General features: G+C 61.1%; 24 protein-coding genes. 12 read left to right on the top strand and 12 right to left on the bottom strand.

Going from position 1 to position 25,195, the window contains the following annotated elements:
- Nucleotides 1–3 precede the first annotated feature (3 nt).
- The 5 genes from KGA88_RS14495 to KGA88_RS14475 are packed head-to-tail and all read right to left on the bottom strand — an operon-like array spanning nucleotide 4 to nucleotide 3,852.
- A complete protein-coding gene (locus tag KGA88_RS14495; protein WP_110658756.1) occupies nucleotides 4–834 on the bottom strand; it encodes a DUF2797 domain-containing protein in 831 nt (276 codons plus the stop codon).
- Nucleotides 831–1,091 carry a YeaC family protein gene (locus KGA88_RS14490; protein ID WP_110658758.1) on the bottom strand — a complete coding sequence of 87 codons (261 nt, stop codon included), beginning with the start codon at nucleotides 1,089–1,091 and terminating at the stop codon, nucleotides 831–833. The genes KGA88_RS14495 and KGA88_RS14490 overlap by 4 nt, the downstream gene beginning before the upstream one ends.
- 33 nt (nucleotides 1,092–1,124) lie before the next feature.
- Nucleotides 1,125–1,994 carry a rhomboid family intramembrane serine protease gene (locus KGA88_RS14485; protein ID WP_110658760.1) on the bottom strand — a complete coding sequence of 290 codons (870 nt, stop codon included), beginning with the start codon at nucleotides 1,992–1,994 and terminating at the stop codon, nucleotides 1,125–1,127.
- On the bottom strand, nucleotides 1,991–2,965 hold the full coding sequence (locus KGA88_RS14480) for a metallophosphoesterase (RefSeq protein WP_411740850.1): 975 nt from the start codon (nucleotides 2,963–2,965) through the stop codon (nucleotides 1,991–1,993). The genes KGA88_RS14485 and KGA88_RS14480 overlap by 4 nt, the downstream gene beginning before the upstream one ends.
- Nucleotides 2,962–3,852, bottom strand: coding sequence for an NAD(+) kinase (locus KGA88_RS14475; RefSeq protein WP_057398469.1), 891 nt, complete (start codon nucleotides 3,850–3,852; stop codon nucleotides 2,962–2,964). The genes KGA88_RS14480 and KGA88_RS14475 overlap by 4 nt, the downstream gene beginning before the upstream one ends.
- A 117-nt stretch (nucleotides 3,853–3,969) precedes the next feature.
- Between KGA88_RS14475 and KGA88_RS14470 the strand changes: the two genes are divergently transcribed.
- On the top strand, nucleotides 3,970–4,920 hold the full coding sequence (locus KGA88_RS14470) for a DUF1853 family protein (protein WP_223591990.1): 951 nt from the start codon (nucleotides 3,970–3,972) through the stop codon (nucleotides 4,918–4,920).
- Nucleotides 4,921–5,072: 152 nt separating this feature from the next.
- Here KGA88_RS14470 and KGA88_RS14465 read toward each other — a convergent pair whose 3' ends face one another.
- Nucleotides 5,073–6,176 carry a DUF2855 family protein gene (locus tag KGA88_RS14465; protein WP_223591987.1) on the bottom strand — a complete coding sequence of 368 codons (1,104 nt, stop codon included), beginning with the start codon at nucleotides 6,174–6,176 and terminating at the stop codon, nucleotides 5,073–5,075.
- Nucleotides 6,177–6,230: 54 nt separating this feature from the next.
- On the opposite strand from KGA88_RS14465, the gene KGA88_RS14460 reads away from it, so the two are divergent.
- Entirely contained in the window at nucleotides 6,231–6,890 is a 660-nt protein-coding gene (locus KGA88_RS14460; RefSeq protein ID WP_223591985.1) for a TetR/AcrR family transcriptional regulator, read from the top strand.
- Between the two features lie 23 nt (nucleotides 6,891–6,913).
- Here KGA88_RS14460 and KGA88_RS14455 read toward each other — a convergent pair whose 3' ends face one another.
- On the bottom strand, nucleotides 6,914–7,474 hold the full coding sequence (locus tag KGA88_RS14455) for an NADPH-dependent FMN reductase (RefSeq protein ID WP_110658770.1): 561 nt from the start codon (nucleotides 7,472–7,474) through the stop codon (nucleotides 6,914–6,916).
- Nucleotides 7,475–7,649: 175 nt separating this feature from the next.
- Here KGA88_RS14455 and KGA88_RS14450 point away from each other — a divergent pair, with 175 nt between their 5' ends.
- Together KGA88_RS14450 and KGA88_RS14445 are read left to right on the top strand one after the other, a co-directional pair.
- Nucleotides 7,650–7,877, top strand: a complete 228-nt coding sequence (locus KGA88_RS14450; protein WP_110658772.1) for a hypothetical protein — start codon at nucleotides 7,650–7,652, stop codon at nucleotides 7,875–7,877.
- Between the two features lie 88 nt (nucleotides 7,878–7,965).
- Nucleotides 7,966–8,859, top strand: a complete 894-nt coding sequence (locus tag KGA88_RS14445) for a LysR family transcriptional regulator (RefSeq protein ID WP_223591969.1) — start codon at nucleotides 7,966–7,968, stop codon at nucleotides 8,857–8,859.
- On the opposite strand, the gene KGA88_RS14440 is transcribed toward KGA88_RS14445, so the two are convergent.
- The 5 genes from KGA88_RS14440 to KGA88_RS14420 form a co-directional block, all read right to left on the bottom strand.
- Entirely contained in the window at nucleotides 8,825–9,439 is a 615-nt protein-coding gene (locus KGA88_RS14440) for a GNAT family N-acetyltransferase (protein WP_223591967.1), read from the bottom strand. The two genes, KGA88_RS14445 and KGA88_RS14440, sit on opposite strands and share 35 nt — an antisense overlap.
- Before the next feature lie 14 nt (nucleotides 9,440–9,453).
- A complete protein-coding gene (locus KGA88_RS14435; RefSeq protein ID WP_110662611.1) occupies nucleotides 9,454–11,709 on the bottom strand; it encodes an Orn/Lys/Arg decarboxylase N-terminal domain-containing protein in 2,256 nt (751 codons plus the stop codon).
- A 296-nt stretch (nucleotides 11,710–12,005) separates the two neighbouring features.
- On the bottom strand, nucleotides 12,006–12,764 hold the full coding sequence (dnaQ, locus tag KGA88_RS14430; protein ID WP_110661939.1) for a DNA polymerase III subunit epsilon: 759 nt from the start codon (nucleotides 12,762–12,764) through the stop codon (nucleotides 12,006–12,008).
- A gap of 184 nt (nucleotides 12,765–12,948) precedes the next feature.
- Nucleotides 12,949–13,401 carry a ribonuclease HI gene (gene rnhA / locus KGA88_RS14425; RefSeq protein ID WP_007979123.1) on the bottom strand — a complete coding sequence of 151 codons (453 nt, stop codon included), beginning with the start codon at nucleotides 13,399–13,401 and terminating at the stop codon, nucleotides 12,949–12,951.
- Nucleotides 13,402–13,494: 93 nt separating this feature from the next.
- On the bottom strand, nucleotides 13,495–14,253 hold the full coding sequence (locus tag KGA88_RS14420; RefSeq protein ID WP_223591965.1) for a class I SAM-dependent methyltransferase: 759 nt from the start codon (nucleotides 14,251–14,253) through the stop codon (nucleotides 13,495–13,497).
- Between the two features lie 65 nt (nucleotides 14,254–14,318).
- Here KGA88_RS14420 and gloB point away from each other — a divergent pair, with 65 nt between their 5' ends.
- From gloB to fabI, 8 genes are all read left to right on the top strand, one after another.
- Nucleotides 14,319–15,086: a hydroxyacylglutathione hydrolase gene (gloB, locus tag KGA88_RS14415; RefSeq protein WP_223592005.1), complete on the top strand. Its 768-nt coding sequence runs from the start codon at nucleotides 14,319–14,321 to the stop codon at nucleotides 15,084–15,086.
- 99 nt (nucleotides 15,087–15,185) lie between these two features.
- A complete protein-coding gene (locus KGA88_RS14410) occupies nucleotides 15,186–16,619 on the top strand; it encodes a LysM peptidoglycan-binding domain-containing protein (protein ID WP_110661936.1) in 1,434 nt (477 codons plus the stop codon).
- Between the two features lie 311 nt (nucleotides 16,620–16,930).
- The gene (locus KGA88_RS14405; protein WP_411740849.1) at nucleotides 16,931–18,751 is read left to right on the top strand and encodes an extracellular solute-binding protein; all 1,821 of its coding nucleotides are present in this window, start codon (nucleotides 16,931–16,933) and stop codon (nucleotides 18,749–18,751) included.
- Nucleotides 18,748–20,589, top strand: a complete 1,842-nt coding sequence (locus tag KGA88_RS14400; RefSeq protein WP_223591960.1) for an extracellular solute-binding protein — start codon at nucleotides 18,748–18,750, stop codon at nucleotides 20,587–20,589. The genes KGA88_RS14405 and KGA88_RS14400 overlap by 4 nt, the downstream gene beginning before the upstream one ends.
- A 4-nt stretch (nucleotides 20,590–20,593) precedes the next feature.
- On the top strand, nucleotides 20,594–21,667 hold the full coding sequence (locus KGA88_RS14395) for a microcin C ABC transporter permease YejB (RefSeq protein ID WP_223591958.1): 1,074 nt from the start codon (nucleotides 20,594–20,596) through the stop codon (nucleotides 21,665–21,667).
- A 1-nt stretch (nucleotide 21,668) separates the two neighbouring features.
- Nucleotides 21,669–22,688 carry an ABC transporter permease gene (locus tag KGA88_RS14390; protein ID WP_223591956.1) on the top strand — a complete coding sequence of 340 codons (1,020 nt, stop codon included), beginning with the start codon at nucleotides 21,669–21,671 and terminating at the stop codon, nucleotides 22,686–22,688.
- A 1-nt stretch (nucleotide 22,689) separates the two neighbouring features.
- Nucleotides 22,690–24,300, top strand: coding sequence for an ABC transporter ATP-binding protein (locus KGA88_RS14385; RefSeq protein ID WP_110662506.1), 1,611 nt, complete (start codon nucleotides 22,690–22,692; stop codon nucleotides 24,298–24,300).
- Nucleotides 24,301–24,319: 19 nt separating this feature from the next.
- On the top strand, nucleotides 24,320–25,114 hold the full coding sequence (fabI, locus tag KGA88_RS14380) for an enoyl-ACP reductase FabI (protein WP_046037212.1): 795 nt from the start codon (nucleotides 24,320–24,322) through the stop codon (nucleotides 25,112–25,114).
- Nucleotides 25,115–25,195 lie beyond the last annotated feature (81 nt).

Below are 25,195 nucleotides of genomic sequence, written 5' to 3'. Positions count from 1 at the left end.
TCCTTACTGATGCACGGCGAGCTGGTAAGCCGTGTATTTACGAATGTTGATCACGCCGGTATCGAAGATCAGGTATTGGCCCTTGACCCCCATCAGCGTGCCTTCGGCAATCGGGTTCTTGTCCAGGTTGAAGCTGACGATCTTCGCCGGGTACTGCTCGACCGGGTAGCGGATTTCCAGCGGTTCGACATCGGTCACCGCCTGGATCGCCTGCAAGCCGAAGCGTTCCTGCAACCCTTGCAAGCCTTCGGCGCAGCGGTCGAACAATTGATCGCGGACCTCGGCCAGGTTCACGGCCACCGCATCGCCCTTGAGTAAAGCACGCCAGTTGGTCTTGTCGGCCACCTGGCTGCGAAACAGATCCTCGACGAAACCTGACTGTTGCCGGGTCGATACGCGCATGATCGGCAACGCCTGGCTCGCACCCTGGTCGAGCCAGCGGGTCGGCAACTGGGTGGCACGGGTAATCCCGACTTTCACCCCCGACGAATTGGCCAGGTACACCACGTGATCGGTCATGCAGAACTTCTCGCCCCACTCGGGCTCGCGGCAGGTGCCGGCGTCGAAGTGGCAGCGCTCCGGACTCATGATGCACACGTCGCACTGGGCCAGCTTGGTCATGCACGGGTAGCAGTAACCCTGGCTGAAACTGGTCTTGGTCTTGCGTCCGCAATGGATGCAGTGGATCGCACCCAGGTATTCGAGACGCACCGTGGTGCCGATCAACGGATTGACCGGGACCTCGGTTTCGCCCAGACGGAAAGCGTATTGCACGTTCGGCCCGTCAAGGCGCGCCGACATTTTGCTGATTGCACCGCGGCCAATCTCGATCAATGGATGGCATCCGACTTGAACAGGATATTAGGCACTTGAATCGACTTGGAGCTGCATTCCTGTGGGCCCATGTAGCCGGTACGCTGGTCCTCGGGCAGGTTCTGGATTTCCCAGGCGATCATCGCCTGCAGCGACAGTTCACGTTGTTCGGCGGTGAGTTTGCCACCGTCGGACCATTTGCCGATTTCCACGGCCAGTTTCAGGCTCTCGTAGATATCAGGAGTGATGTTCTGGATCATTTCGTTGAAAGAGGACATTGGGTCTCCGTCTCTTTATTGCATGTTCTTGAATTAGGCGGCCAGTTTACGGCGGTTATACAAACCACCCAACAAACCGGTGAAGCATCCGATGAGTAACCCGCTGACATGGGCCGCGTTGGCGATTTCGCCGAAGCCGATCATCGAGACCAGCCCGGACAGGCACAGCAGCAACCACACCAGCATCATCACCAGCACACCTCGCGGCAGGCGATAAGCCGGGTTCGGCGCCAGCAGCTGGAAGATCCAGCAATGCCCGAGCAGGCCGTACAGTACGCCGGACAAACCGCCGAACAAGGTCGGGCCGCTGAAATAGTACTGGGCGTAGTTGGACACCAGGCTGAACAGCAGGGTCAGGCCGATCAGGTTGATACTGCCCTGGCGCGACTCGATACGCCGCCCCAGCTCCCAGTACCACATGCCGTTCATCGCCAGGTGCAGGATGCCGAAGTGGATCAGCATCGGCGTAAACAGGCGCCACCACTGCCCCGCCGCCAGGCTGTCGGCCAACGGCGTGAAGTGGATGTATTCGCCAACCACGCGGAATTCGAGGAAGGTCAGCCAGCGCATCGTTTCAAGGTTGTCGCCCAGCAGCGTGATCGCCCCGACGATGATGCTCAGCAGCAATACCAGCGCAGTGGCCTTGGCGTATTTCAACTGCTCGACGAATCCCGGACGCTTGACGGTTTGCGCCAGCGGAATGTCCAGCTGCTGATCGGGGTCGCCCGCCGGAAAACGTTCGTACAGCGCACGCACGTCTTCGCTGATGTTCTGCGGCACCCACAGCACCTGCTCGCCAGCCTCTTCACTGACGCGATGGGGCACCTGCATGCGTTTGAGCAGCGTGACGAACCCGCTCAAGTCCACCGCCAATGGCAGACGTAATACCGCTACAGCACTCATTGCAGCACCTCCGGCCGCTCGACATCGACCCAGACGAATTTATTCGGGTCCAGGCGGGTTTCCTGGTCCAGTCGGTAGGCAACCAGTTTGCCGTACAGCACCGCGCTGTAATCCAGGCAGGCCAGGTTCGGCCGAATCGGTGCCGGCTTGCCGCTGCGCCAGTAATGGCCGACGAACAACAGCGGTTCGTCGATGCCATAGCGCAGCAAGCTGTTCTTTTCGGTGGACGACAGCGGCGTCAGGGCCACGGGTTCCGGCAGTGCATCGGGCTGGAACACGATGTCGCCGTAGGTTTTCGGATCGTCTTCCCAGAACTTGGTGCGGAAGAACGAACGCACCAGGCCATCGCCGCTGGTCATGGTCAGGCCGTGGGGCAAGCGCATGTCCGTGCCGCGCAGCAGCCGGTCGAACACGGTGCAGGCAAACGAACCCGATTCTGCCGACGCCTGAAGAAAAGGCTCGTCTATGCAACCGTTGGGGAACAACGCCCGCAGCGGCTCGATCAACCCGGCATCCCAACAGGCGTGGACCACGCGAAAACGCCCGGCATCGACGAACAACGGCAGCTCATAGAACCATTGCTGGAAGTCATGCCAGTCGCCCGGATGGTGTTCGAACTGGGTCAGGGTTTCGTGCAGCAGGCGGGCATGGCGCGGCGTGTGCTCGCGCACGAACTGCTTGCCGCTGCCGGGCAGCGCCGGCGTGCTCCAGCCCAGAGCATTGAACTCGTGATTGCCCATGATGCACAGCGCCTGACCGGCCTCGACCATGTCGTGGACAATATGCAGTGCCTCGCGAATCCGCGGGCCGCGGTCGATGATATCGCCGACGAACACCGCCATGCGCGAGGCATGTCGCCAGACGCCACCCTGTTTGTGATAACCAAGTCGGTCGAGCAAGTGCTCCAAGGTCAGAGCGCAACCATGCACGTCACCGATCAGGTCGTAGCTACGCGCGGGATCGAGCATCAGTCGCCTCCACCCCCCAACTTGCTGCCCCAGCCGAGCTTGGTCCGGCAGACTTCATAGTAGTTGTGGTCGAGCGGGTGAATCAGCCGCAACTTCTGGGCTTTCTTGCTCACGGTAATGGTGTCGCCGGGCGCGCAGGTAAAGTGGTTCTGCCCGTCACACGAGACTTGCGGGTAAATCTGCATATCCTTGGACACGACGATTTTCAGCTCACTGTTGCCATCGACCACAATCGGCCTGCCCGACAAGGTATGGGGGTACATCGGCACAATCACAATAGCGTCGAGCTTGGGATGCATGATCGGCCCGCCGGCAGACAGCGCATAGGCGGTGGAGCCGGTCGGCGTCGCGACGATCAGGCCGTCGGCCTTCTGGCTGCAGACGAACTGGCCGTCGATGTACAGCTCGAACTCGATCATTCGCGTGGATTTGCCGGGGTGCAGCACCACATCGTTCAAGGCATCGCCCTGGCCGATGGCCTCGCCATGGCGACGGACTTCGGCCTGCAAGAGGAAGCGGTTTTCCACCAGATAGTGGCCATCCAGCACTTCGGCGACCTTGGTTTCCAGCTCGTCGGGACGGATGTCGGTGAGGAAACCCAGGCTGCCACGGTTGATGCCGAGCACCGGAATGTTGTGCCTGGCCAGCGCCCGGGCGGCACCGAGCAGGCTGCCGTCACCACCGACGACGATGACCATGTCGCAGACTTCGCCGAGCATCTTGCGCGACGAGGTTTGCAGGCCGTGCCCTGGCAGCACTTCGGCGATGGTGTCTTCGAGGATCACGTGCAGGTGACGATCGAGCAGAAACCGTTTCAGTCGGCGGACGGTATCCAGCACCTGGGAACTGCCCAGGCGACCGATGATGCCGATATTGCGAAATTGCTCCATGGGGCTCCTGCGGGGATCTGTGTGGCAGCGAAAAACACGATTATGGGCGAAAGCCGCCCGTAGACAAAATCCTTTCAGCTTCAAGGGTGTGCCCGGGTTTCGGGCTATGCTCGCAAGATGATGCTATTTCCCGATTTGCTCCACCTGCCCCACCAGTTACGCCATCCCGAAGTGCGTGACCTGGCGTGGGTCATCCTCGCGCCGCCCATGCTGGAAGATACCCCGTGGCCGCAGCGCCACCCGCTGGCCGGCAGCGACTGGGTGCAGGAGCCGCAACGGCTGGAGCATTGGCTGCGCCAGCTGGACCGGGACAGCTATGGCTTGTTGCACTGGCTGGCCCAGGCCCGGACCCGGCGCCTGGGTTTGTACTACGAACGCCTCTGGCAATTCGCCGTACAGCATGCACCGGGCATTGAACTGATTGCCGCCAACATGCCGATTCGCCGCGAGGGCCACACCCTGGGTGAACTGGACATGCTGCTGCGCGACCGCGATGGCGTGCATCACCTGGAGCTGGCGATCAAGCTCTACCTCGGCCCGCAATCCGGCGACGGGCATGACACGGCCCAGTGGCTGGGTCCGGGATGCCACGACCGCCTCGACCGCAAACTGGCGCACCTGAGCCAGCATCAGCTGCCGATTTCTGCACGCCCCGAGAGCCGTGAAGTGCTGGCGGCGCTGGATATCCAGGTGTTCAGCGCGCATTTGTGGCTGGGCGGGTATTTGCTGTATCCGTGGCCCGGCCAGGCCGTCCCGCCGTCGGGAGCCCATCCGCAGCATTTGCGCGGGCGCTGGCTCCATCAAAAGGATTGGCCAGCGTTGGTTGCCCAGAGCGCGCCCGGTCGCTGGCAACCCTTGCCCCGCCATGCCTGGCTGGCGCCGGCGCACTATTCGGCGGAGCACACCTGGAACCCCGGACAGATGCTGGCATGGCTCAATGACCTGGACCCACTGGCGCCGGCACAACTGCTGGTACGCCTGACGGAAAACGCCAATGGCGACTGGGAAGAGGCCGAACGGCTGTTTCTGGTGGCCGATCTTTGGCCGAATGTGCCGGGACAGGGTTGAGCCTTGTATTGCCTGAACCGCCCCCTTCGCGGGCAAGCCCGCTCCCACAAAAGATCTCCGGTGTTCACTCGGACAATGTGGGAGCGGGCTTGCTCGCGAAGAAGCCACCACGGTCTATCCGGGGAACCCCGGCTGCACAAGGACTGCCCCGTTCACAACCGGATCACATGCCCCTCTACCGGCGCCACCTGCCCATGAAACAACCGGGAAATGACATCTTGCGCCGCCTCATACCCCTGGCTCTCCACCACTTCCAACAACGGCTTCTTCTCAGCCGTCACTTGCTGAAAAAACCGCAGCAACCCTTTGCCGATATGCTCGCTGACCCCTTCCGGCCCCCACTCGGCGTTACGCTTGCGGATCTGGATGGGCGCAAAGAAAAACACCGGTTGAGGCCCTTCAATGGCCGTCAGTTGCGCCTCGTTCGTGCTTTGCGCTGAACCGGCGAAGCAACTGTAGACCAGCTGTCGGGCAAAGTGCTGATGCACCTGATCCCGCAACTTGAGGTCACCAGAAAAATCCACATACAACGTAGGACGATCATTCCCAAGACTCGTCAGCTCCTCGTAGGACACCGCCCGTTCGTAACAACCGAGGGTTTCGACAAAGGCTTTGTTGGCGGCCGAGGTCAGGGCAATCCGTTCCAGTTGCGGATGACTCTCAAGGCAGACGGCCGTGCCGTAGGCGGTTTTACTCGACGCACTGGAAAACACCAACCGGGTTGCGCCAAAGAACTGATTGTCCTGGAGGAAATCCGCCAGCATCGACGAGGTCAGAAACAGCGGTTTGAGCAGAATCTGCAGGTTTTCGGTTTCAGGGCGGTAGTACGTATCCCAACTGCAGCGTGTGTACTGGTTGTACGCCGAGGTCAACCCCGACCGGTGCTCGGCCCCATCGTAAAAGCCACGTTCGGTGACCCGTTCCGGACGCATCCACAGGTGGCTGGCCAGCGGAAAGTAACCGTAGAAACGCTCACCCACCTCGATGCCTTCCACCTTTGATGCAATGACGTCGGCAAATCCCCAAGCTGGAACGTGGCCCCAATCCTCCAGCCCTGTAGGAAAGAAACCCCAGTAGTTCATCGAATCGCCATAAGCCGCGTAAGTAATGTTGTTGGTGGTCAATGCGCAACGGTCGATCTTCAAAATCACCTCGCCGGCAGCCGGGGCCAGGCTACGTAGCTCCTGCTCTATCCGGCTCTGGTCCAGGGCATTTTTACGGGTAATCAGGCGTGTTACCGTGGTGAAATCTTGCATGTTCGATCTCCTGCTGCGACTCAGTGGCGGGTCACTCAAGAGTAAGGACAGCCGATGAAGAGCGGGTTCGGAAACACCAAGGGCAGTTCGCCCGCCCTCAATTCCCGCGCCAAGCCGCTGAAACGGCCGAGTCAGGCCCGGGCGATTTTCACCGTCGAGGCGATTTACGAGGCTTTTGTTCGGATTTGGCTGCGTGACGGCTGGTCGCGACTGACTACCCGGGAAGTGGCACTGGAGGCCGGCGTGGCGATTGGCACGCTGTATGACTATTTCCCAAGCAAGGAAGCCCTGCTGTCGGGTTACATCCGGCATCGCCTGAATGTACTGCTGGCGCAAATGGATCAAGACGTCATCCAGGCAAACGACCTCGACTGGCCGACGCGCATCAAGCGCCTGGTGCGCCTGACCTGCGACCCCGACGATGCCCGACAACCCCTGTTCAACCATGCCGTGTCGCTCATCGAGCATCAGATCGCCGAGCCCAAGCATCATCGAAGGGTGTACGAGGAACTGTCGCAAAAATGGCGGGAAGCCTTGGCTGCGTGCGGCGATGTGCCGATGCAGCCATCCGCACCGACGATCGAAGCCTGGGTCATCATGGCCTGGGGCGGTCGCCGCTATTGCATTACGACACAACCGACGGCGGAGCAAACCGCCGCCTGGCTGTCGGAAATGGAAACGATGATTTGTAGCCGGTTATCCGGCACTTCGTAGAACGAAGCGCCGGATAACCAACTTCAAACTTTTTTGTGCTGCTCGACCCATTGCCCATAGGCATTGATGAAATTTTGCAGGAACGGCTTGACCGACTCGGACAATTTACCCGACTCGTCGAACGCCGATCCGGCGTTCCCCAGGTAGGCTTCCGGTTGCTGCATCAGTGGCACATTGAGAAACACCATGGACTGACGCAGGTTGTGGTTGGCACCAAACCCGCCGACGGCCCCCGGCGATACGCTGATAATGGCGCCCGGCTTACCATTCCACGCACTTTTGCCATACGGCCGCGAGCCGACGTCAATCGCATTTTTCAATGGCGCCGGCACCGAGCGGTTGTATTCCGGGGTTACGAACAGCACCGCGTCGGATGAGCTCACCTGTTGTCGGAAAGTGCTGTAGGCTGCCGGCGGTGAAGCACCATCGATGTCTTCGTTGTAGAGCGGAAGATCGCCAATCTCGACGATGTTGAGCTTGAGATTGGCTGGCGCCAGTTCTGCCAGGGCCCGTGCGACCTTGCGGTTGATCGATTCCTTTCTCAAGCTGCCGACCACGACGGCGACCGTATAGACGTTGCTCATGGGAATTTCTCGACTGTCCGATATGAAGAGCTTGTAGTTATAGATGACGATTCAAGCAGCGGGCGAGTGAAAACAGCGTCCCTGACTATTTTTTTCCTGTAGGAAAACTTACCCCACCCAAGCACGGTCTACAGAGCCGCAAATTGAGTGATTTATCTCCAGAGGTTCTAAGCAGATGGCAGCAGTACTCGTCGGTCAGTTCCATGCAAGAGACGCGGAAGGCCGTATTTATTCGGTGCACGAGTTCCAGGAATCCACCCCGGCGGTAGACGGCTCAGGCCCTGTCACCACCTACAAGCTGGCCATTGGCGACCGTGTCAACAAGCTCGACGACAATGAATTTCAGTTGGTGCAAACCGGCGTTACCCTTACCCGCGAACCGCAAACCGCCAGCGTTTCATAACCGGTCGTTATGAGCAGAAGTCATATGCGCGGACTTGGGGTAGGATTCAACCACTGACTCCTCCTCCTGCTGAACATGGACTTCACGCATGCGCTTACGCCATATCGAAGTGATCCAGGCGCTCCTGCAGACCGGTCACCTGGGTACCGCCGCCGAATGGCTGCAGTTGCCAGTGACCGAAGTCGAGCACTTGCTGCGCGACGCCGAGGATCAGTTGGGTTTCATGTTGTTCGCCAGCGTGCGCGGACGATTGCAGGCCACCCGCGAAGCGCGGGAACTGCAGGTGGAAATTATCCGGGTCTACGATGCGCTCGAACCGGTACAGCGCCTGGCCAACAGCCTGAGGCAATACCTGGCGCCGCCGCTGCGCATCATCTGCACCCCGCCGCTGGCCAACCAATTATTGCCGCACAGCATCGCGGCCCTGCGCCGACGCCTGCCCGACGCGCCTTGCACACTGCTGAGCGAGCCGACCCGCGACATCGTCAGAAGCCTGCTGCTGCGTGAAAGCGACCTGGGGCTGAGCCTGCACGACCCCGATCACGCCGACATCGATTGCCAGGTGATTGCCCAGGGCAAACTCCAGTTACTCGCGCCCCATGGCTGGCTGCAACCCAAGCAAAAATACATTTCACTGCAGGATCTGGCCGGTCAATCGATGATCGGCCTGGAGGGGCACGACCCGCTGAGCCCGGCGCTGGAAAACAAACTGCACGGTTTGCGCCCTGCCCCGGTGATTCAGACCCGGGTGCAGACGCATCAGATGATGCGCAGCATGGTCGAGGCCGGCGAAGGCCTGGCCATCGTCGACCCCTTCACCGCCCTCGGCGCCAAAGCCTCGGGGCTGGACACCTGCCCGCTGGCGCCCGCCATGCCGATCAGTCTCTACGCCTTGTCCCTGAAAAACACCGAGCCCTCTCCGGCGGTTCAGGTATTGCTGGCCATCATCACGGAACAAGCCGCGGCGATGCTGACGAACTGAGCGGGTTTTCCAGCGGATTTTCGAACATTCGATACCAGAACAGCGCCACTTCGGCGGTGTTCGGATCAATGCCGCGATAGCGCAGGTGGTCGATCCCGCCAATCACATAACCGCAGCGTTCATAGAGACGACAGGCCCCCAGGTTGTTGTTCTGGGTTTCGAGCATGATGCCCGGGAGCTTTTTCTTGCGGCTCCAGAATTGCGCCACATCCAGCAGGGCCTTGGCCACACCGTGCCGTCGGGCTGGCGCATGCACCGCCAGTTCGTCGATATGGGCAAAACCATTCCAGTTGGTACTGACCACCAGGTGCCCCACGGGCTGGTCATCCAGATAGGCCATGAAAATCGCGCTGTCGACGGCGTCGCGAAAACTGCTGAACTCCTCGGGGTCGATGCCGTAGCACTTGCGATAAGGCGTGATCGGGGTGACCGGCCACTGTGCGACCGGCTTGCCGATTTCAGCTGCACCGTAGGCCGCGACTTCAAAACTGAAATCACTGCCCCAGATGTAGGCGGCAAAACCTTCATCGGCAACCCGTACCGACAACCCTGGGTAATTCGGATTTATAACCGGCTGCATACTGGGAAAGGTCCTCACTCCTTGATGCAATCGACGGTGTAGCACCGCCCACTGCCCTGATCTTCGTGTTGCAATCCGTGCACATCAGCAACGAACCCCGGGAAACTGCTATCGAACGTACGGGCAAACGCCAGGTAATCGATGATCGAGCGGGTCGACTCGGTAAAGCGCTCACCCGGCATGATCAACGGGATGCCCGGCGGGTACGGCACCAGCATCACCGCGGCGATCCGCCCGTCCAGCGCATCGATCGACACGGCTTCGACTTCACCTCGCACCAATTGATCATAGGCGTCCGCCGGTTTCATCGCGACTTCCGGCAACACGGTGTACATGCGCTTGAGGTGTTTGGCGGTGGCGTTGCTGCGATAACAGGCATGCAACTGATCGCACAGATCGCGCAGGCCCATGCCCTGATAGCGTGCGACATTTTCCTGCGCCACGCAGGGCAGGCAACTGGCCAGGCTGACGTTGGCGTCATAGCTGCGCTTGAACTCCAGCAATTCGGTGAGCAGCGTGCTCCATTTGCCCTTGGTGATACCCATGGAGAACAACACCAGGAACGAATACAGCCCGGTCTTCTCGACCACCAGGCCGCGCTCCCAAAGGAACTTGCTGACCACCGCTGCGGGAATCCCGCGCTCGCTGAGGGCGCCACCGGCCGAAAGCCCCGGCATCACCAGCGTGACCTTGATCGGGTCGAGCAGCACATAATCGTCGGTCACGCCGCCAAAGCCATGCCAGTCGGCATCGGGTTGCAGCAACCAGTCCTCGGTGACGACCCGCTCGATGCCTTGCGCCGTCGGCGGTTGCCAGATCGAAAACCACCAATCATCCGCGGCAATGTGCTGGCGCAAGTTGGCCAGCGCCCGACGAAAACTCAGGGCTTCGTCGAACATTTCCTGCAACAGTGAACGCCCGGCCGGCCCTTCCATCATCGCCGAAGCGACATCCAGCGAGGCGATGATGCCGTACTGCGGCGAGGTCGAGATGTGCATCATGAACGCTTCGTTGAAGCGATCCCGGTCCAGTTGCCGCGCACCACCATCGCGCACGTGAATCATCGATGCCTGGCTGAAGGCCGCCAGCAACTTGTGGGTCGAATGGGTAGTAAACACCAGCGGGCTGTCTTCATCACGGGACGTGCCCATGCCGTAGCGCCCGGAAAAGAACTCATGAAACGCCGCATAGGCGTACCAGGCCTCGTCGAAGTGCAGCACCTCAACGCTATTGCCCAGTTGCTGCCTGATCAGCTCGGCGTTGTAGCAGAGGCCGTCATAGGTCGAATTGGTCACTACGGCGAGCTTGACCTTCGGCGAGCGTCCCTTGGTCAGCGGACTGGCGTCGATCTTGGCCTGGATCGACTCGCGGCTGAACTCGCTCAGGGGGATTGGGCCGATGATCCCCAGTTCATTACGCTCCGGGCACAAGTACAGCGGGATGGCGCCGGTCATGATGATCGAGTGCAGCACCGATTTGTGGCAATTGCGATCCACCAGCACCAGGTCGTCGCGAGCGACCACCGAATGCCAGACAATCTTGTTGGCCGTAGACGTGCCATTGATCACGAAAAAGGTGTGATCGGCGCCGAAATTGCGCGCTGCGCGGGCCTCGGCCTCAGCCAGGGGGCCGGTGTGATCGAGCAACGAGCCGAGCTCCGGTACCGATACCGAAAGGTCCGAACGCAGGGTGTTTTCCCCGAAAAACTGGTGAAACGCCTGCCCGACCGGACTTTTGTGATACGCCACGCCACCGCCGTGACCGGGGGTGTGCCACGAGTAATTGGAGTCCGCCGTGTGTTGCACCAGGGCCTTGAAAAACGGCGGCAGCAGGCCATCAAGGTATTTGCGCGCGGCGCGGGCCACCTGCCGGGCAAGAAAGGGCACGGTGTCTTCAAACAGGTAAAGAATGCCGCGCAGCTGATTGAGCTCGGCCATGGCATCGGCGGGCGCGTTCTCCAGGGTCACTTTTTCGCCCAGGGCAAAGATCGGCAGATCCGGCGCACGCACCCGCGCCAGACCAATCAATTCGGCCATGTTTTGCAACAAATGGGAATGGGTGCTGGCGTCCTCGGACGCAATCAACATGCAAGACAGGCCATGGTAAGTCGAGGCCACCAATCGCCCCTCGGTGTAGTCCACCGCCGAAACGACGCTGAACCCTTCCTGCTCCAGCTCCCGGGCAATCCCCCGCACGCGGTCACCGGCAACGCTGTCGGCCTTGATGTCGCGATGGACAATCAGGACCGGGAATTTCAAATCTTTATACATGAGGCTCAGTGTCCTGAGGCGGCAGACCAGAGCCTGCCAATCACCTCAGGGTAGAGTGTTGCAGCGGATGTGGCGAGCGGGATGCACCAACTTGTGGCGACGGGGGAGTTTCCCTGTGGCGAGGGGCTTGTGTGGCGAGGGGGCTTGCTGTGGCGAGGGGGCTTGCCCCCGTTGGAGCGCGAAGCGGTCCCCGGCATTTCTTCAGACATACTTTGCATTCAGGTTTTACGACGGCTTCGCCGCCGAACGGGGGCAAGCCCCCTCGCCACAAAAAACCATTCACCAAAAGACTGGTGTCAGACCTGCGCCTCAGCCTCGGCCAACTGCACCCACAACGCCGGAGCACCCGCGGATTTGCCGATGATTTCCAGGCGCGCCGCGTGACGGGCCAGGTCGTCTTCGCTGGCGCGGATGATGCGCGTCGGCTGGCGGTCCGCCGGCAAGCGACGGATCTCGGTGGCCGAATTGTCCGCCCCTTCACCGGAGCCATTGCCATCGGAAGCGTTGCCGGCCAGGGAGAGGCTGGTCTGCCCGCCGGTCATGGTCAGGTAGACGTCGGCGAGAATCTCGGAGTCGAGCAAGGCGCCGTGCAGTTCACGGCCGGAGTTGTCGACACCATAGCGTTTGCACAAGGCGTCGAGGCTGTTGCGCTGCCCCGGGTGACGTTCCCGGGCCATCATCAGGGTATCGAGGATCGAGCAGTGCTGCGTGATGTCCGCGCGATCCTGCTGCCCCATCAGGGCGAATTCGTTGTTGATGAAGCCAACGTCGAACGCCGCGTTATGGATGATCAGCTGCGCGCCCTTGATGAACTCGAAGAACTCTTCGGCCACCTCGGCAAAACGCGGCTTGCCCACGAGGAATTCGTTGGTGATGCCGTGGACGCCGATGGCGCCCTCGTCACTTTCGCGATCGGGTTGCAGGTATACGTGAAAGTGCCGGCCCGTCAGGCGCCGGCCGATCAACTCGACACAACCGATTTCGATAATCCGGTGGCCGTCGGTCACCGGCATACCGGTGGTTTCGGTGTCGAGTACAACGGATCTGGTGGCCATCAGTGCTCAGCTCTCAATCGGTCAATCGTGCAAAAGCGGCGATGTTAACACGCTTGCCGGGGTCTTTCAGGTAGACCGAGTCGCCACCTTCGCGAGCAAGCCCGCTCCCACAGGGGATTGCGGTCAAATGTGGGAGCGGGCTTGCTCGCGAAGGCCAAGACTCGGTCCAGCGGTGAAACCCAAATCAGCCCTGCTTGTACCCGCGCACTTCATCGACACCACGGTTGGCCAACTGGTCGGCCCGTTCGTTGCCGTGATGGCCAATGTGCCCGCGCACCCATTTCCAGGTGACTTTGTGGCGGTTGACCTGCTCGTCAAGCAACTTCCACAGGTCAGCGTTTTTCACCGGTTCCTTCGCCGCGGTTTTCCACCCGCGCTTCTTCCAGTTGTCCATCCACTCGTTGATGCCTTTCATCACGTACTGGGAGTCGGTCACCAGCAGCACCTCGCAAGGACGCTTGAGCTCTTCCAGGCCACGGATCGCGCCCATCAGCTCCATGCGGTTGTTGGTGGTATTGGCTTCGCCGCCCCAGAGTTCCTTTTCGACGCCCTTGCACACCAGCAGTGCGCCCCAGCCGCCAGGGCCAGGATTGCCCTTGCAGGCGCCGTCGGTGAACAGTTCTACGCTATCGCTCATGCCAATCTATCCAGAAAATGCGCTGGCCCGCCGATCGCTGATCGACGACGCCCGAAGCCGGGACAAGCCCGGCCGCAAATGAAAAAGTGTGTACTACGGTTCGATGTTGCGACGGTTGACCTTGGCCATCGGCAAAGGAATCAACTTGCCCATCGGCTCGCGCCGCTCCTGACGGACCGGTCGCAGGCCCACCACGATCTTGCGCGCCACCAGTAAATAGAAGCCGCCGCCCGACAATTGCCAGTCACCGGCCTTGCGCTCCCACCCGGCCAGGCGGGCCTGCCACGCCGGTGACGCAAGCGGCGGACGATAGCACCCGAAGCGGCGTTTCTCCAGCGCGAAGCCCAGCAGGTTCAGCCAGTCCGCGACCCGGGACGGCGATATGCAGCGCGCCTTGCGCAGCGCATCCTGGGCAAACACATGCCGCAGGCCCCAACTGCTCCAGGGATTGATGCCGATGATCAGCAAATGCCCGCCGGGCCGCACGCTGCTGGCCGCTTCGCGAAGCAAACCGTGGGGCGACAGGCAGAAATCCAGGCCATGCTGCAGCACCACCACATCGGCGGCATGCTCGCTCAGCGGCCAGGCCTGTTCTTCACAAACGATCTCGACCCCCGGCAACGGCGCGCCCAGACGCACATTGCGCTGCACCTGCGGCGCTGACGGCGGAGTCTGGGCCGAGGGGCCGTAATGCACCAGATAGCCACCAAAGAACCGCCCGAGCTCGTCTTCGAGCATGCGCCGCTCTTCGTCCAGCAGAAATTGCCCAATCGGACCCGCCAGCCACTCGCGGGCCACGCTGATCAACGCCAGCCAGTCAGGATCAGCCTGTGCGAACGCTTTATCAGTCATTGCATTCTCCAACGCGCCAGGAAGTTCTAAGATGCGCCATTGTTTTCCGCTTGGCGAATCCGACGATGATACAGATCACTGCCCTGCCCGCCTTCACCGACAACTACATCTGGTTGTTACAAGACCACGCCAGCAAATGCTGCGCGGTGGTGGATCCGGGTGATGCCGCCCCGGTACAAGCCTGGCTCGCGGCCAATCCGGGCTGGGTACTGAGTGATATTTTGATCACTCACCACCATCATGACCACGTCGGCGGCGTCGAATGGCTGAAGAAAGCGACAAACGCGAAAGTCTATGGTCCGGCCAGCGAAAAGATCCCGGCGCGGGACGTCGCGCTCAAGGACAACGACAAGGTCAGGGTGCTCGGCTGGGACTTTGACATCTTCGCAGTCCCAGGCCACACCCTGGGGCATATCGCCTATTACCATCACGGCTTGCTGTTCTGCGGCGACACCTTGTTTGCGGCCGGCTGCGGGCGCTTGTTCGAAGGCACGCCACAGCAAATGTACCGCTCGCTGACTCGCCTCGCGGCATTGCCGGAAGACACGCTGGTCTACTGCACCCACGAATACACCCTGAGCAACCTGAAGTTCGCGGCAGCCGTCGAACCGAACAATCCGGACACCGCCGAACGCCTGGCCAAAGTCACCCGCCAACGGGAATCCGGGATCATGACGCTGCCGTCGACACTGGCGCTGGAAAAGCTCACAAACCCGTTTTTGCGCTCCGGTGAAACATCCGTTAAAGAAAAAGCGGACGAACGGACCGGCACCGATAACTTGGCGCCCGATATGGTTTTTGCTGCGCTTCGCGCTTGGAAAGACACGTTCTAAAGGGGTCTGCGAAGGCTGCAATAATTCTGAAAGGTTGACCGCACAGGGTGCGCTTTCTAGAATCGCCCGACATTTTTGCCCGGAACTTACTTCCAGCCAATGTCGTCACCTATTCGCAAAGCCATCAGTTCAGACGCATTGACCCGCTTGGCTCAAGCCATCGCGGTGGCTGTGTCCGCCACCCTGGCGGGCTGTTCCAGCCATGCGCCGCAGACCGATGCGGCGCATACGCCGAACATCGCCGCGCGCGCCAAGCAGAAGCCGATCTGGCTCAGCGAAAAACCCAGCCCGCAAATTCCGCAGGACGTCTGGGAGCGCATGCGCCAGGGCTTCCAGTTGCAGGACGGGCTGGGCGTCAACCCGCGCATCGAGCAACAGCGCCTGTGGTTCGCCAGCAACCCATCCTTCCTGGAAAACGCCGGCGAGCGCGGCAGCCTCTACATTCACTACATCGTCGAGCGCCTTGAAGAGCGCAACATGCCGCTGGAACTGGCCCTGCTGCCAGTGATTGAAAGTGCCTACAACCCGATGGCCTACTCCCGGGCCGACGCGGTGGGCCTTTGGCAATTCATCCCGTCCACCGGGCGTTACTTCAACCTGCGTCAAACCCGTTTTTATGATGGCCGTCGCGATATCACCGCGTCGACCACCGCCGCGCTGGATTACCTGACCCGCCTGCACGACATGTTCAACGGCGACTGGATGCTGGCCCTGGCGGCCTACAACGCCGGCGAAGGCACCGTCAGCCGGGCCATCGAGCGCAACGAGCGCCTCGGCCTGCCGACCGACTACTGGAACCTGCCGCTGCCCTCCGAAACCCAAGCCTACGTGCCGAAGCTGTTGGCACTGTCGCAAGTGGTGATGGCGCCGGAAGCCTACGGCGTGAACCTCAACCCGATCGCCAACGAACCCTACTTCCAGGTCGTCGAAATCAACCAGCGCATGGACCTGTCCAAGGTCGCTGAAGTGGCCAACATCGACGAAGACGAACTGTTCCAGCTCAACCCGGCCTTCAAGCAGCGCACGACCATCGACGGTCCGCAACACCTGCTGGTGCCGACTTCCAAGGCGCAACTGCTGACCAGCAGTCTGCAGACCATGCGTCCTGAAGAGCTGATCAGCAAGAAATCACTCAAGCCGGTCTTCGAAGGCGCCAGCGACACCCAGGTCGCCAGCGTCAAGCGTTCCTACCGGGTCAAACGGGGTGACAGCCTCGGCTCCATCGCCAAGGCCAACGACGTTGACGTGAAAGACCTGCAACGCTGGAACAAACTGTCCGGCAAGAACCTCAAGCCTGGCCAGACCCTGGTCATGCAGGACAACAGCAAGCGCAGTTCCGGACGCGTCAACACCGTGATCGCAGCGAACAGCAAGAAGCAGCAGCAGACCAAGTACAAGGTCCAGCAAGGCGACTCGCTGTACATCGTGGCCAAGCGCTTCAACGTCGAGATGCAGCACCTCAAGCGCTGGAACCCGCGTGTCGGTCAGGCGCTCAAGCCTGGCCAGATGCTCACGGTGGCCAATCCGCATTAAAAACAGCCCCTGACTTCAGGGGCTGTTTTTTGGCTCTTCACGGAATCCCGGGGAACTGTAGGAGGCGGCTTGCTGGCGATGGTCCTTAACGATAACGCGTGAAAACTGGATAAACGCACTGCACTTGAATCCATCGCCACGATGCGGCGACCCGACAAGCCCCCTCGCCACAATTTTAGCGCTCGACAAATCATCACCTAAGCAATTTACCGCGCATTAAGGCCCCGTCTTTTTCCTGTCCATACAAGCTGTTACTGTACGGTCCACAAAGCCCAAGCCGCCTGGATCGGATCCCCTATTTGAAGCGTCCCCTGCCCCTGCTCCTGATCAGCCTGGCCTTGAGCTCCACCGCAAGCGCGACGATCAGCGAAAGCCATGGTTATGCGCAGTTCGGCACGCTCAAGTACCCGGCCCGATTTACCCACTTCGACTGGGTCAACCCGCAAGCGCCCAAGGGCGGCACATTGCGGGTCATGGCGTTTGGCACCTTCGATACGCTCAATCCCTACACCTTCAAGGGCACCAGCCCGGTCACCACACCCAGTTTCCTGCAATACGGCATCAACGAGCTCAACGAGCCGCTGATGGTCGGCACCGGGCAGTACGCCCCCTCGGGTGATGAGCCCGCATCGAGTTATGGCCTGATCGCCCGGTCGGTCGAATACAGCGAGAACCGCAGCTGGGTGGTGTTCAACCTGCGTCCCGAGGCGCGCTTCCATGACGGCACGCCGATCACCGCCTACGACGTCGCGTTCTCCTACCGCACACTGCTCAAGGAGGGCCATCCGCTGTACCGCACCAGCCTTCAGGAAGTGTCGCGGGTGGACATCCTCAACCCGCTGCGAATCCGTTTCGTGCTCAAGCGCGCCGGCAATCCGCTGCTGATCCTGCGCCTGGGCGAAATGCCGGTGCTGGCGCAGCATTACTGGAAAGGTCGCGACTTCAAGGCCACCACCTTCGAACCGCCGCTGGGCAGCGGACCGTATCGCATCACCTCGGTCACGCCGGGGCGGCAGATCGTCTTCGAACGGGTCAAGGATTACTGGGGCAAGGACCTGGCGGTCAATCGCGGCAAGTACAACTTCGACCGCATGGAAGTCGAGTTCTACCGCGACAGCGACGTGGCGTTCGAGGCGTTCAAGGCCGGTGAGTTCGATATCTATATCGAGCATCAGGCGAAGAATTGGGACAGCGGCTACAACTTCCCCGCCATACGCCGCGGTGACGTGATCAAGGCGCAGATTCCCCATCAGATCCCGACCCAGACCCAGGGTCTGTTCATGAACAGCCGTCGCCCGGCATTCTCGGACGTCAGGGTCCGTGAAGCACTCGGGCTGATGTTCAATTTTGAATGGACCAACCGCACGCTGTTCGGCGGCGCCTACCAACGCGCCATGAGCTATTACCCCAACAGCGAGTTCTCGGCCGCTGGTTTACCGGTCGGGCACGAATGGCTGTTGCTCAAGCCCTATCGCGAACAGTTGCCGCCCAGGCTCTTTACCGAACCGTTCAGCCTGCCGCAGACCGACGGCCGTGGCATCCCCCGGGAGACCTTGCGCAAAGCCCTCGGCCTGCTCGCCGAAGCCGGCTGGAAGCTCAACGGCCAGCGTCTGCAAAACGCCGCCGGGCAACCGTTACGGCTGGAGTTGCTGCTGGTCAACCCGAACCTGGAACGCATCCTCCAGCCTTACGTCGAGACCCTCGCCAGCATCGGCATCGATGCGCGGCTGCGCACGGTCGATCGCGCCCAATACAAGCAACGCCTCGACCAGTTCGATTTCGACATGATTCTGATGACCCTCAACCAGACGCTCAGCCCGGGCCTGGAACAGTGGCAGTACTTTCACTCCAGCCAGGCCGGGGTCAAAGGCAGCAAGAACTACGCCGGCATCGCCAACCCGGTGGTCGACCATCTGCTCGAACAGTTACTGGCCGCCCAGACCCGCGATGAGCAAGTTGCCGCCGGCAAGGCCCTCGACCGCGTGCTGCTGTGGCAGCACTACATCGTGCCCAACTGGTACCTCAATAATCACCGCCTGGCGTACCGCAACCGGCTCGCCTTCGTCACCACGCCGCCCTACACCCTGGGCCTGAATGCGTGGTGGCTGAAATCTTCGGAGAAAGATCGATGAAACCCATCCGCACCCTGCTCCTGCAGGCCAGCGGCCTGTTGTTCGCCGGGCTGGCCTGCGCCGCCCCGCAACATGCCGTGACCCTGTACAACGAGCCGCCGAAATACCCGGCCGATTTCAAACACTTCGATTACGTCAATCCCGACGCGCCCAAGGGCGGAATCTTCCGCCAGGCCGGTTTCGGCGGCTTCGACAGCCTCAACCCGTTCATCAGCAAGGGTGTGCCGGCGGACGATATCGGCATGATCTACGACACCCTGGCCAAACAGGGCCTGGATGAACCGTTCACCGAGTACGGCCTGATCGCCCGCCTGATCGAAAAAGCCCCGGACAACGGCTGGGTACGCTTCTACCTGCGCCCGGAAGCACGCTTCCACGACGGTCACCCGATACGCGCCGAAGACGTCGTGTTCAGCTTCCAGATGCTGACCAAGGACGGCGCCCCGATGTACCGCGGCTACTACAGCGACGTGGAAGAAGTGGTCGCCGAAGACCCATTGACCGTGCTGTTCAAGTTCAAGCACACCAACAACCGCGAGCTGCCGCTGATTCTCGGCCAGCTGCCGGTGCTGCCCAAGCATTGGTGGGCCGACCGCGACTTCAACAAGGGCAACCTGGAGATCCCGCTGGGCAGCGGCCCCTACAAGGTCGGCGAAGTGAAGGCCGGGCGCTCGGTGCGCTATGAGCGGGTCAAGGACTACTGGGGCAAGGACCTGCCGGTCAATCGGGGTTTCTACAACTTCGACGTGATGACCACCGATTACTACCGCGACAACACCGTCGCCCTGGAAGCCCTCAAGGCCGGGCAGTTCGACTACTGGCTGGAAATGACCGCGAAGAACTGGGCGAACGCCTACAACATCCCGGCGGTCACCGAAGGTCGACTGGTCAAGGAACAGATTCCCAACGGCAATCCGACCGGCATGCAAGGCTTCGTGTTCAACCTGCGCCGCCCGGTGTTCCAGGACGTACGCGTGCGTCAGGCGCTGTCGCTGCTGCTGGACTTCGAATGGACCAACAAGCAACTGTTCAACGGCGCCTACGCGCGCACCCGCAGTTACTTCGAGAACTCGGAAATGGCCGCCACCGGCCTGCCCGATGCCGAACAAGTGGCGATCCTCGAGCCGTTCCGCAGCAAGCTGCCGCCGCAGGTGTTCAGCGAAGCCTTCCAGAACCCGGCCACCGACGGCAGCGGCATGATCCGCGCCCAGCAACGACAAGCCTATCAATTGTTGCAGGAGGCCGGCTGGCGCATCGTCGATGACAAAATGGTCGACGCCAAGGGCAAGCCGGTGGTCATCGAATTCCTGCTGGCCCAGACTGAGTTCGAACGGGTGCTGCTGCCGTTCAAGCGCAACCTGAGCGACCTGGGCATCGACCTGGTGATCCGCCGGGTCGACGTCTCGCAATACATCAACCGCGTGCGCTCCCGAGACTTCGACATGATCGTCGGCAGCTTCCCGCAGTCCAACTCGCCGGGTAACGAACAACGGGAATTCTGGATGTCGGCCGCCGCCGACAAACCCGGCAGCCGCAACTCCATGGGCCTGAAGGATCCGGTGGTCGACCAACTGGTCGAACAACTGATCAACGCCGATTCGCGCAAAAGCCTGGTGGCCCATGCCCGTGCGCTGGACCGCGTTCTGCAATGGGGCTATTACGTAATACCCAACTGGCACATCAAGACCTGGCGCGTGGCGTACTGGAACCACATCGGCCATCCAAAGGTCTCGCCCAAATACGACATCGGCACGGCCACCTGGTGGATCAAGCCCGATATCAAGCCGGCAATAGAAGTCGAAACTACACTGCAGGCCGATCCTGCAGGCACGGAGTAATCAGATGCTGGCGTACATTTTTCGGCGACTGTTGCTGATCATTCCGACCCTGTTTGGCATTTTGCTGATCAACTTCGTGATCATCCAGGCCGCCCCGGGCGGGCCGGTGGAGCAGATGATCGCCAAGCTCGAAGGCTTCGAAGGCGCCACCAGCCGCATCGCCGGCGGCGGCGCCGAGGTCTCGGTGGCAGGTTCGGCCTACCGCGGCGCCCAGGGCCTGGACCCGGCGCTGATCAAGGAAATCGAGCACATGTACGGCTTCGACAAGTCGGCGCCGGAACGCTTGTGGATCATGGTCAAGAACTATGCGTCGCTGGATTTCGGCGACAGCTTCTTCCGCGATGCCAAGGTCATCGACCTGATCAAGGAAAAGATGCCGGTGTCGATCTCGCTCGGGCTGTGGAGCACGCTGATCATGTACCTGGTGTCGATCCCCCTGGGGATCGCCAAGGCCACGCGGCACGGCAGCCACTTCGATGTCTGGACCAGTTCGGCGATCATCGTCGGCTATGCGATCCCGGCGTTCCTGTTCGCCATCCTGCTGATCGTGGTGTTCGCCGGCGGCAGTTACCTGCACTGGTTCCCGTTGCGCGGGCTGACCTCGAACAACTTCGATGAACTGAGCATGGGCGGCAAGATCCTCGACTACTTCTGGCACCTGGCGCTGCCGGTGACCGCACTGGTGATCGGCAACTTCGCGACCATGACCCTGCTGACCAAGAACAGCTTCCTCGACGAAATCAACAAGCAATACGTGATCACCGCCAGGGCCAAGGGCCTGACCAACCACCGCGTGCTGTATGGCCACGTGTTCCGCAATGCGATGCTGCTGGTGATCGCCGGTTTCCCCTCGGCCTTCATCGGCATCTTCTTCACCGGCTCGTTGCTGGTGGAGGTGATCTTTTCCCTCGACGGCCTTGGCCTGATGAGTTTCGAGGCGGCGATCAACCGCGATTACCCGGTGGTGTTCGGCACGCTGTTCATCTTCACCCTGCTCGGGCTGGTGGTGAAACTGATCGGCGACCTCACCTACACCTTTGTCGATCCGCGCATCGACTTCGAAAGCCGGGAGCATTGAGATGAACCTGTCCCCTCTCAATCGCCGCCGCTTCGAACTGTTCAAGGCCAACAAGCGTGGCTGGTGGTCGCTGTGGCTGTTCCTGATCCTGTTCGGCGCAAGCCTGGGCGCCGAGCTGATCGCCAACGACAAGCCGCTGGCGGTGCATTACGACAACAGCTGGTATTTCCCGGCGCTCAAGCGCTACCCGGAAACCACCTTCGGCGGCGAATTTCCGCTGGAAGCCAACTACAAGAGCCCCTACATCCGCGAACTGCTCAAGGCCAAGGACGCCTGGGTGCTGTGGGCGCCGATTCCCTACAGCTACCAGAGCATCAACTACGACCTGAAAGTCCCGGCCCCGGCCCCGCCCTCGACGGACAACCTGCTGGGCACCGACGATCAGGGCCGTGACGTGCTGGCCCGGGTGATCTACGGCTTCCGCATTTCAGTGCTGTTCGCCCTGACCCTGACCGTGCTGAGCTCGATCATCGGCGTGATCGCCGGAGCCTTGCAGGGCTTCTACGGCGGTTGGGTGGATCTGGCCGGGCAGCGCTTCCTGGAGATCTGGTCCGGTTTGCCGGTGCTGTATCTGCTGATCATCCTGGCCAGTTTCGTGCAGCCCAACTTCTGGTGGTTGCTGGGGATCATGCTGCTGTTCTCGTGGATGAGCCTGGTGGACGTGGTGCGCGCCGAATTCCTGCGCGGGCGCAACCTGGAATACGTGCGCGCCGCCCGCGCCCTGGGCATGCAGAACGGCGCGATCATGTTCCGCCACATCCTGCCCAACGCGATGGTCTCGACCATGACCTTCATGCCGTTCATCCTCACCGGCGCCATCGGCACCCTGACCGCCCTGGACTTCCTCGGTTTCGGGTTGCCTGCGGGCAGCCCGTCCCTGGGGGAACTGGTGGCCCAGGGCAAATCCAACCTGCAAGCGCCGTGGCTGGGCATCAGCGCCTTTGCCGTGCTGGCCTTGATGTTGAGTTTGCTGGTGTTCATCGGCGAGTCCGCTCGCGATGCCTTCGACCCGAGGAAGTGAAATGAATCAGGACAATCTGATCGAAGTGCGCGACCTGTCCGTCGAGTTCGTCGTCGGCAATCGCTGCCAGCGGGCAGTCGAAGGCGTCAGCTTCGACATCAAGCGCGGCGAAACCCTGGCCCTGGTCGGTGAAAGTGGCTCTGGCAAATCGGTGACCGCGCATTCGATCCTGCGCCTTTTGCCCTACCCGCTCGCCCGGCATCCGTCCGGGACCATTTTGTATTCCGGGCAGAACCTGCTGGACCTGAAAGAAAAAACCATCCGCCACATTCGCGGCAACCGCATCGCGATGATCTTCCAGGAGCCGATGACCTCGCTCAATCCCCTGCACTCGATCGAGAAGCAGATCAACGAGGTGCTGGGCATCCACAAGGGCCTGAGCGGCAAGGTCGCGACCAAGCGCACCCTGGAGCTGCTGGAGATGGTCGGCATCCCCGAGCCGCACAAGCGCCTCAAGGCCCTGCCCCACGAACTGTCCGGCGGCCAGCGCCAGCGGGTGATGATCGCCATGGCCCTGGCCAACGAACCGGAACTGCTGATCGCCGACGAACCGACCACCGCGCTGGACGTCACCGTGCAGCTGAAAATCCTCGAATTGCTCAAGGAACTGCAGGCTCGCCTGGGCATGGCGCTGCTGCTGATCAGCCACGATTTGAACCTTGTGCGAAGAATTGCGCATCGCGTATGTGTCATGCAGCGAGGTTGCATCGTCGAACAGGCATCGTGCGAAGAATTGTTCCGCGCGCCGCAGCATCCGTACACTAGGGAACTGCTGGCAGCGGAGCCCGGCGGCAAGCCTGCAAGCAACGTGATCGGCCCGCCGTTGCTGGCGGTCGAGGACCTGAAAGTCTGGTTTCCGATCAAGAAAGGCTTGCTCAAGCGCACGGTGGATTACGTCAAGGCGGTCGACGGCATCAATTTCAGCCTGCCCCAGGGCCAGACCCTGGGGATTGTGGGCGAAAGCGGTTCCGGCAAATCGACACTCGGCCTGGCGATTTTGCGGCTGATCGGTAGCAAAGGCACCATCCGCTTTGAAGGCCAGCAGTTAGACTGCCTGACGCAGCAACAAGTCAGGCCGCTGCGGCGGGAGATGCAAGTGGTGTTTCAGGACCCGTTCGGCAGCCTGAGCCCACGGATGTGCGTGAGCCAGATCGTTGGCGAAGGCCTGCGGATCCACAAGATGGGCACCGAGGCGGAACAGGAACAAGCGATCATTGCAGCACTCAAGGAGGTAGGCCTGGATCCGGAAACCCGGCACCGCTACCCCCACGAATTTTCCGGCGGGCAGCGGCAGAGAATCGCCATTGCCCGGGCATTGGTGTTAAAACCGGCGTTGATTTTGCTGGACGAGCCGACTTCGGCCCTCGACCGCACGGTACAACGCCAGGTAGTGGAGCTTTTGCGTTCGCTGCAAACCAAGTACAACCTGACGTATCTGTTTATCAGCCATGACCTGGCTGTGGTGAAAGCGCTGAGCCACCAGCTGATGGTGGTCAAGCATGGCCAAGTGGTCGAACAGGGAGACGCGCAAAGCATTTTTGCCGCCCCCCAACATCCGTATACACAGCAGTTGCTTGAAGCCGCTTTTCTGGCTCCAGCCACTGCGCAATAACCTGAAAGAGGAGCAACACATGGGTTTTCTCGCCGGTAAGCGCGTACTGATCGTCGGTGTCGCCAGCAAGCTGTCCATCGCATCCGGCATCGCTGCCGCCATGCATCGCGAGGGCGCTGAGCTTGCCTTCACTTATCAGAACGACAAACTGAAAGGTCGTGTCGAAGAGTTCGCACAAGGCTGGGGCTCGAGCCCTGAGCTGTGCTTCCCGTGCGACGTGGCCAGCGATGAAGAAATCGCCAAGGTCTTCGAAGCGCTGAGCAAGAAGTGGGACGGCCTGGACTGCATCGTGCACTCCGTCGGCTTCGCCCCGGGCGACCAACTGGACGGCGACTTCACCGAAGCCACCACCCGTGAAGGTTTCCGCATCTCCCACGACATCAGCGCCTACAGCTTCGTGGCCCTGGCCAAGGCCGGCCGCGAAATGATGAAAGGCCGCAACGGCAGCCTGCTGACCCTGTCGTACCTGGGCGCCGAGCGCACCATGCCGAACTACAACGTGATGGGCATGGCCAAGGCTTCCCTGGAAGCGGGCGTACGTTACCTGGCCGGCTCCCTGGGCCCGGACGGTACTCGCGTGAACTGCGTATCGGCTGGCCCGATCCGCACCCTCGCCGCTTCCGGCATCAAGAACTTCCGCAAGATGCTGGCCGCCAACGAAGCGCAAACTCCGCTGCGCCGCAACGTCACCATCGACGAAGTCGGCAACGCCGGCGCCTTCCTGTGCTCGGACCTGGCGTCCGGCATCAGCGGTGAAATCATGTACGTGGACGGTGGCTTCAACACCACGGCCATGGGCAGCATCGAAGAGTAATCTTCGGTTTGCCAAAAAAACCCGCCTGTTCAGGCGGGTTTTTTATGCCTGCGATTTCCCCGGCCGATGCAGCGCCCCCCC

This window comes from Pseudomonas sp. A-R-19 (assembly GCF_019956575.1).
GTDB lineage: Bacteria > Pseudomonadota > Gammaproteobacteria > Pseudomonadales > Pseudomonadaceae > Aquipseudomonas.
This window is presented reverse-complemented; position numbering and strand designations above follow the sequence as displayed.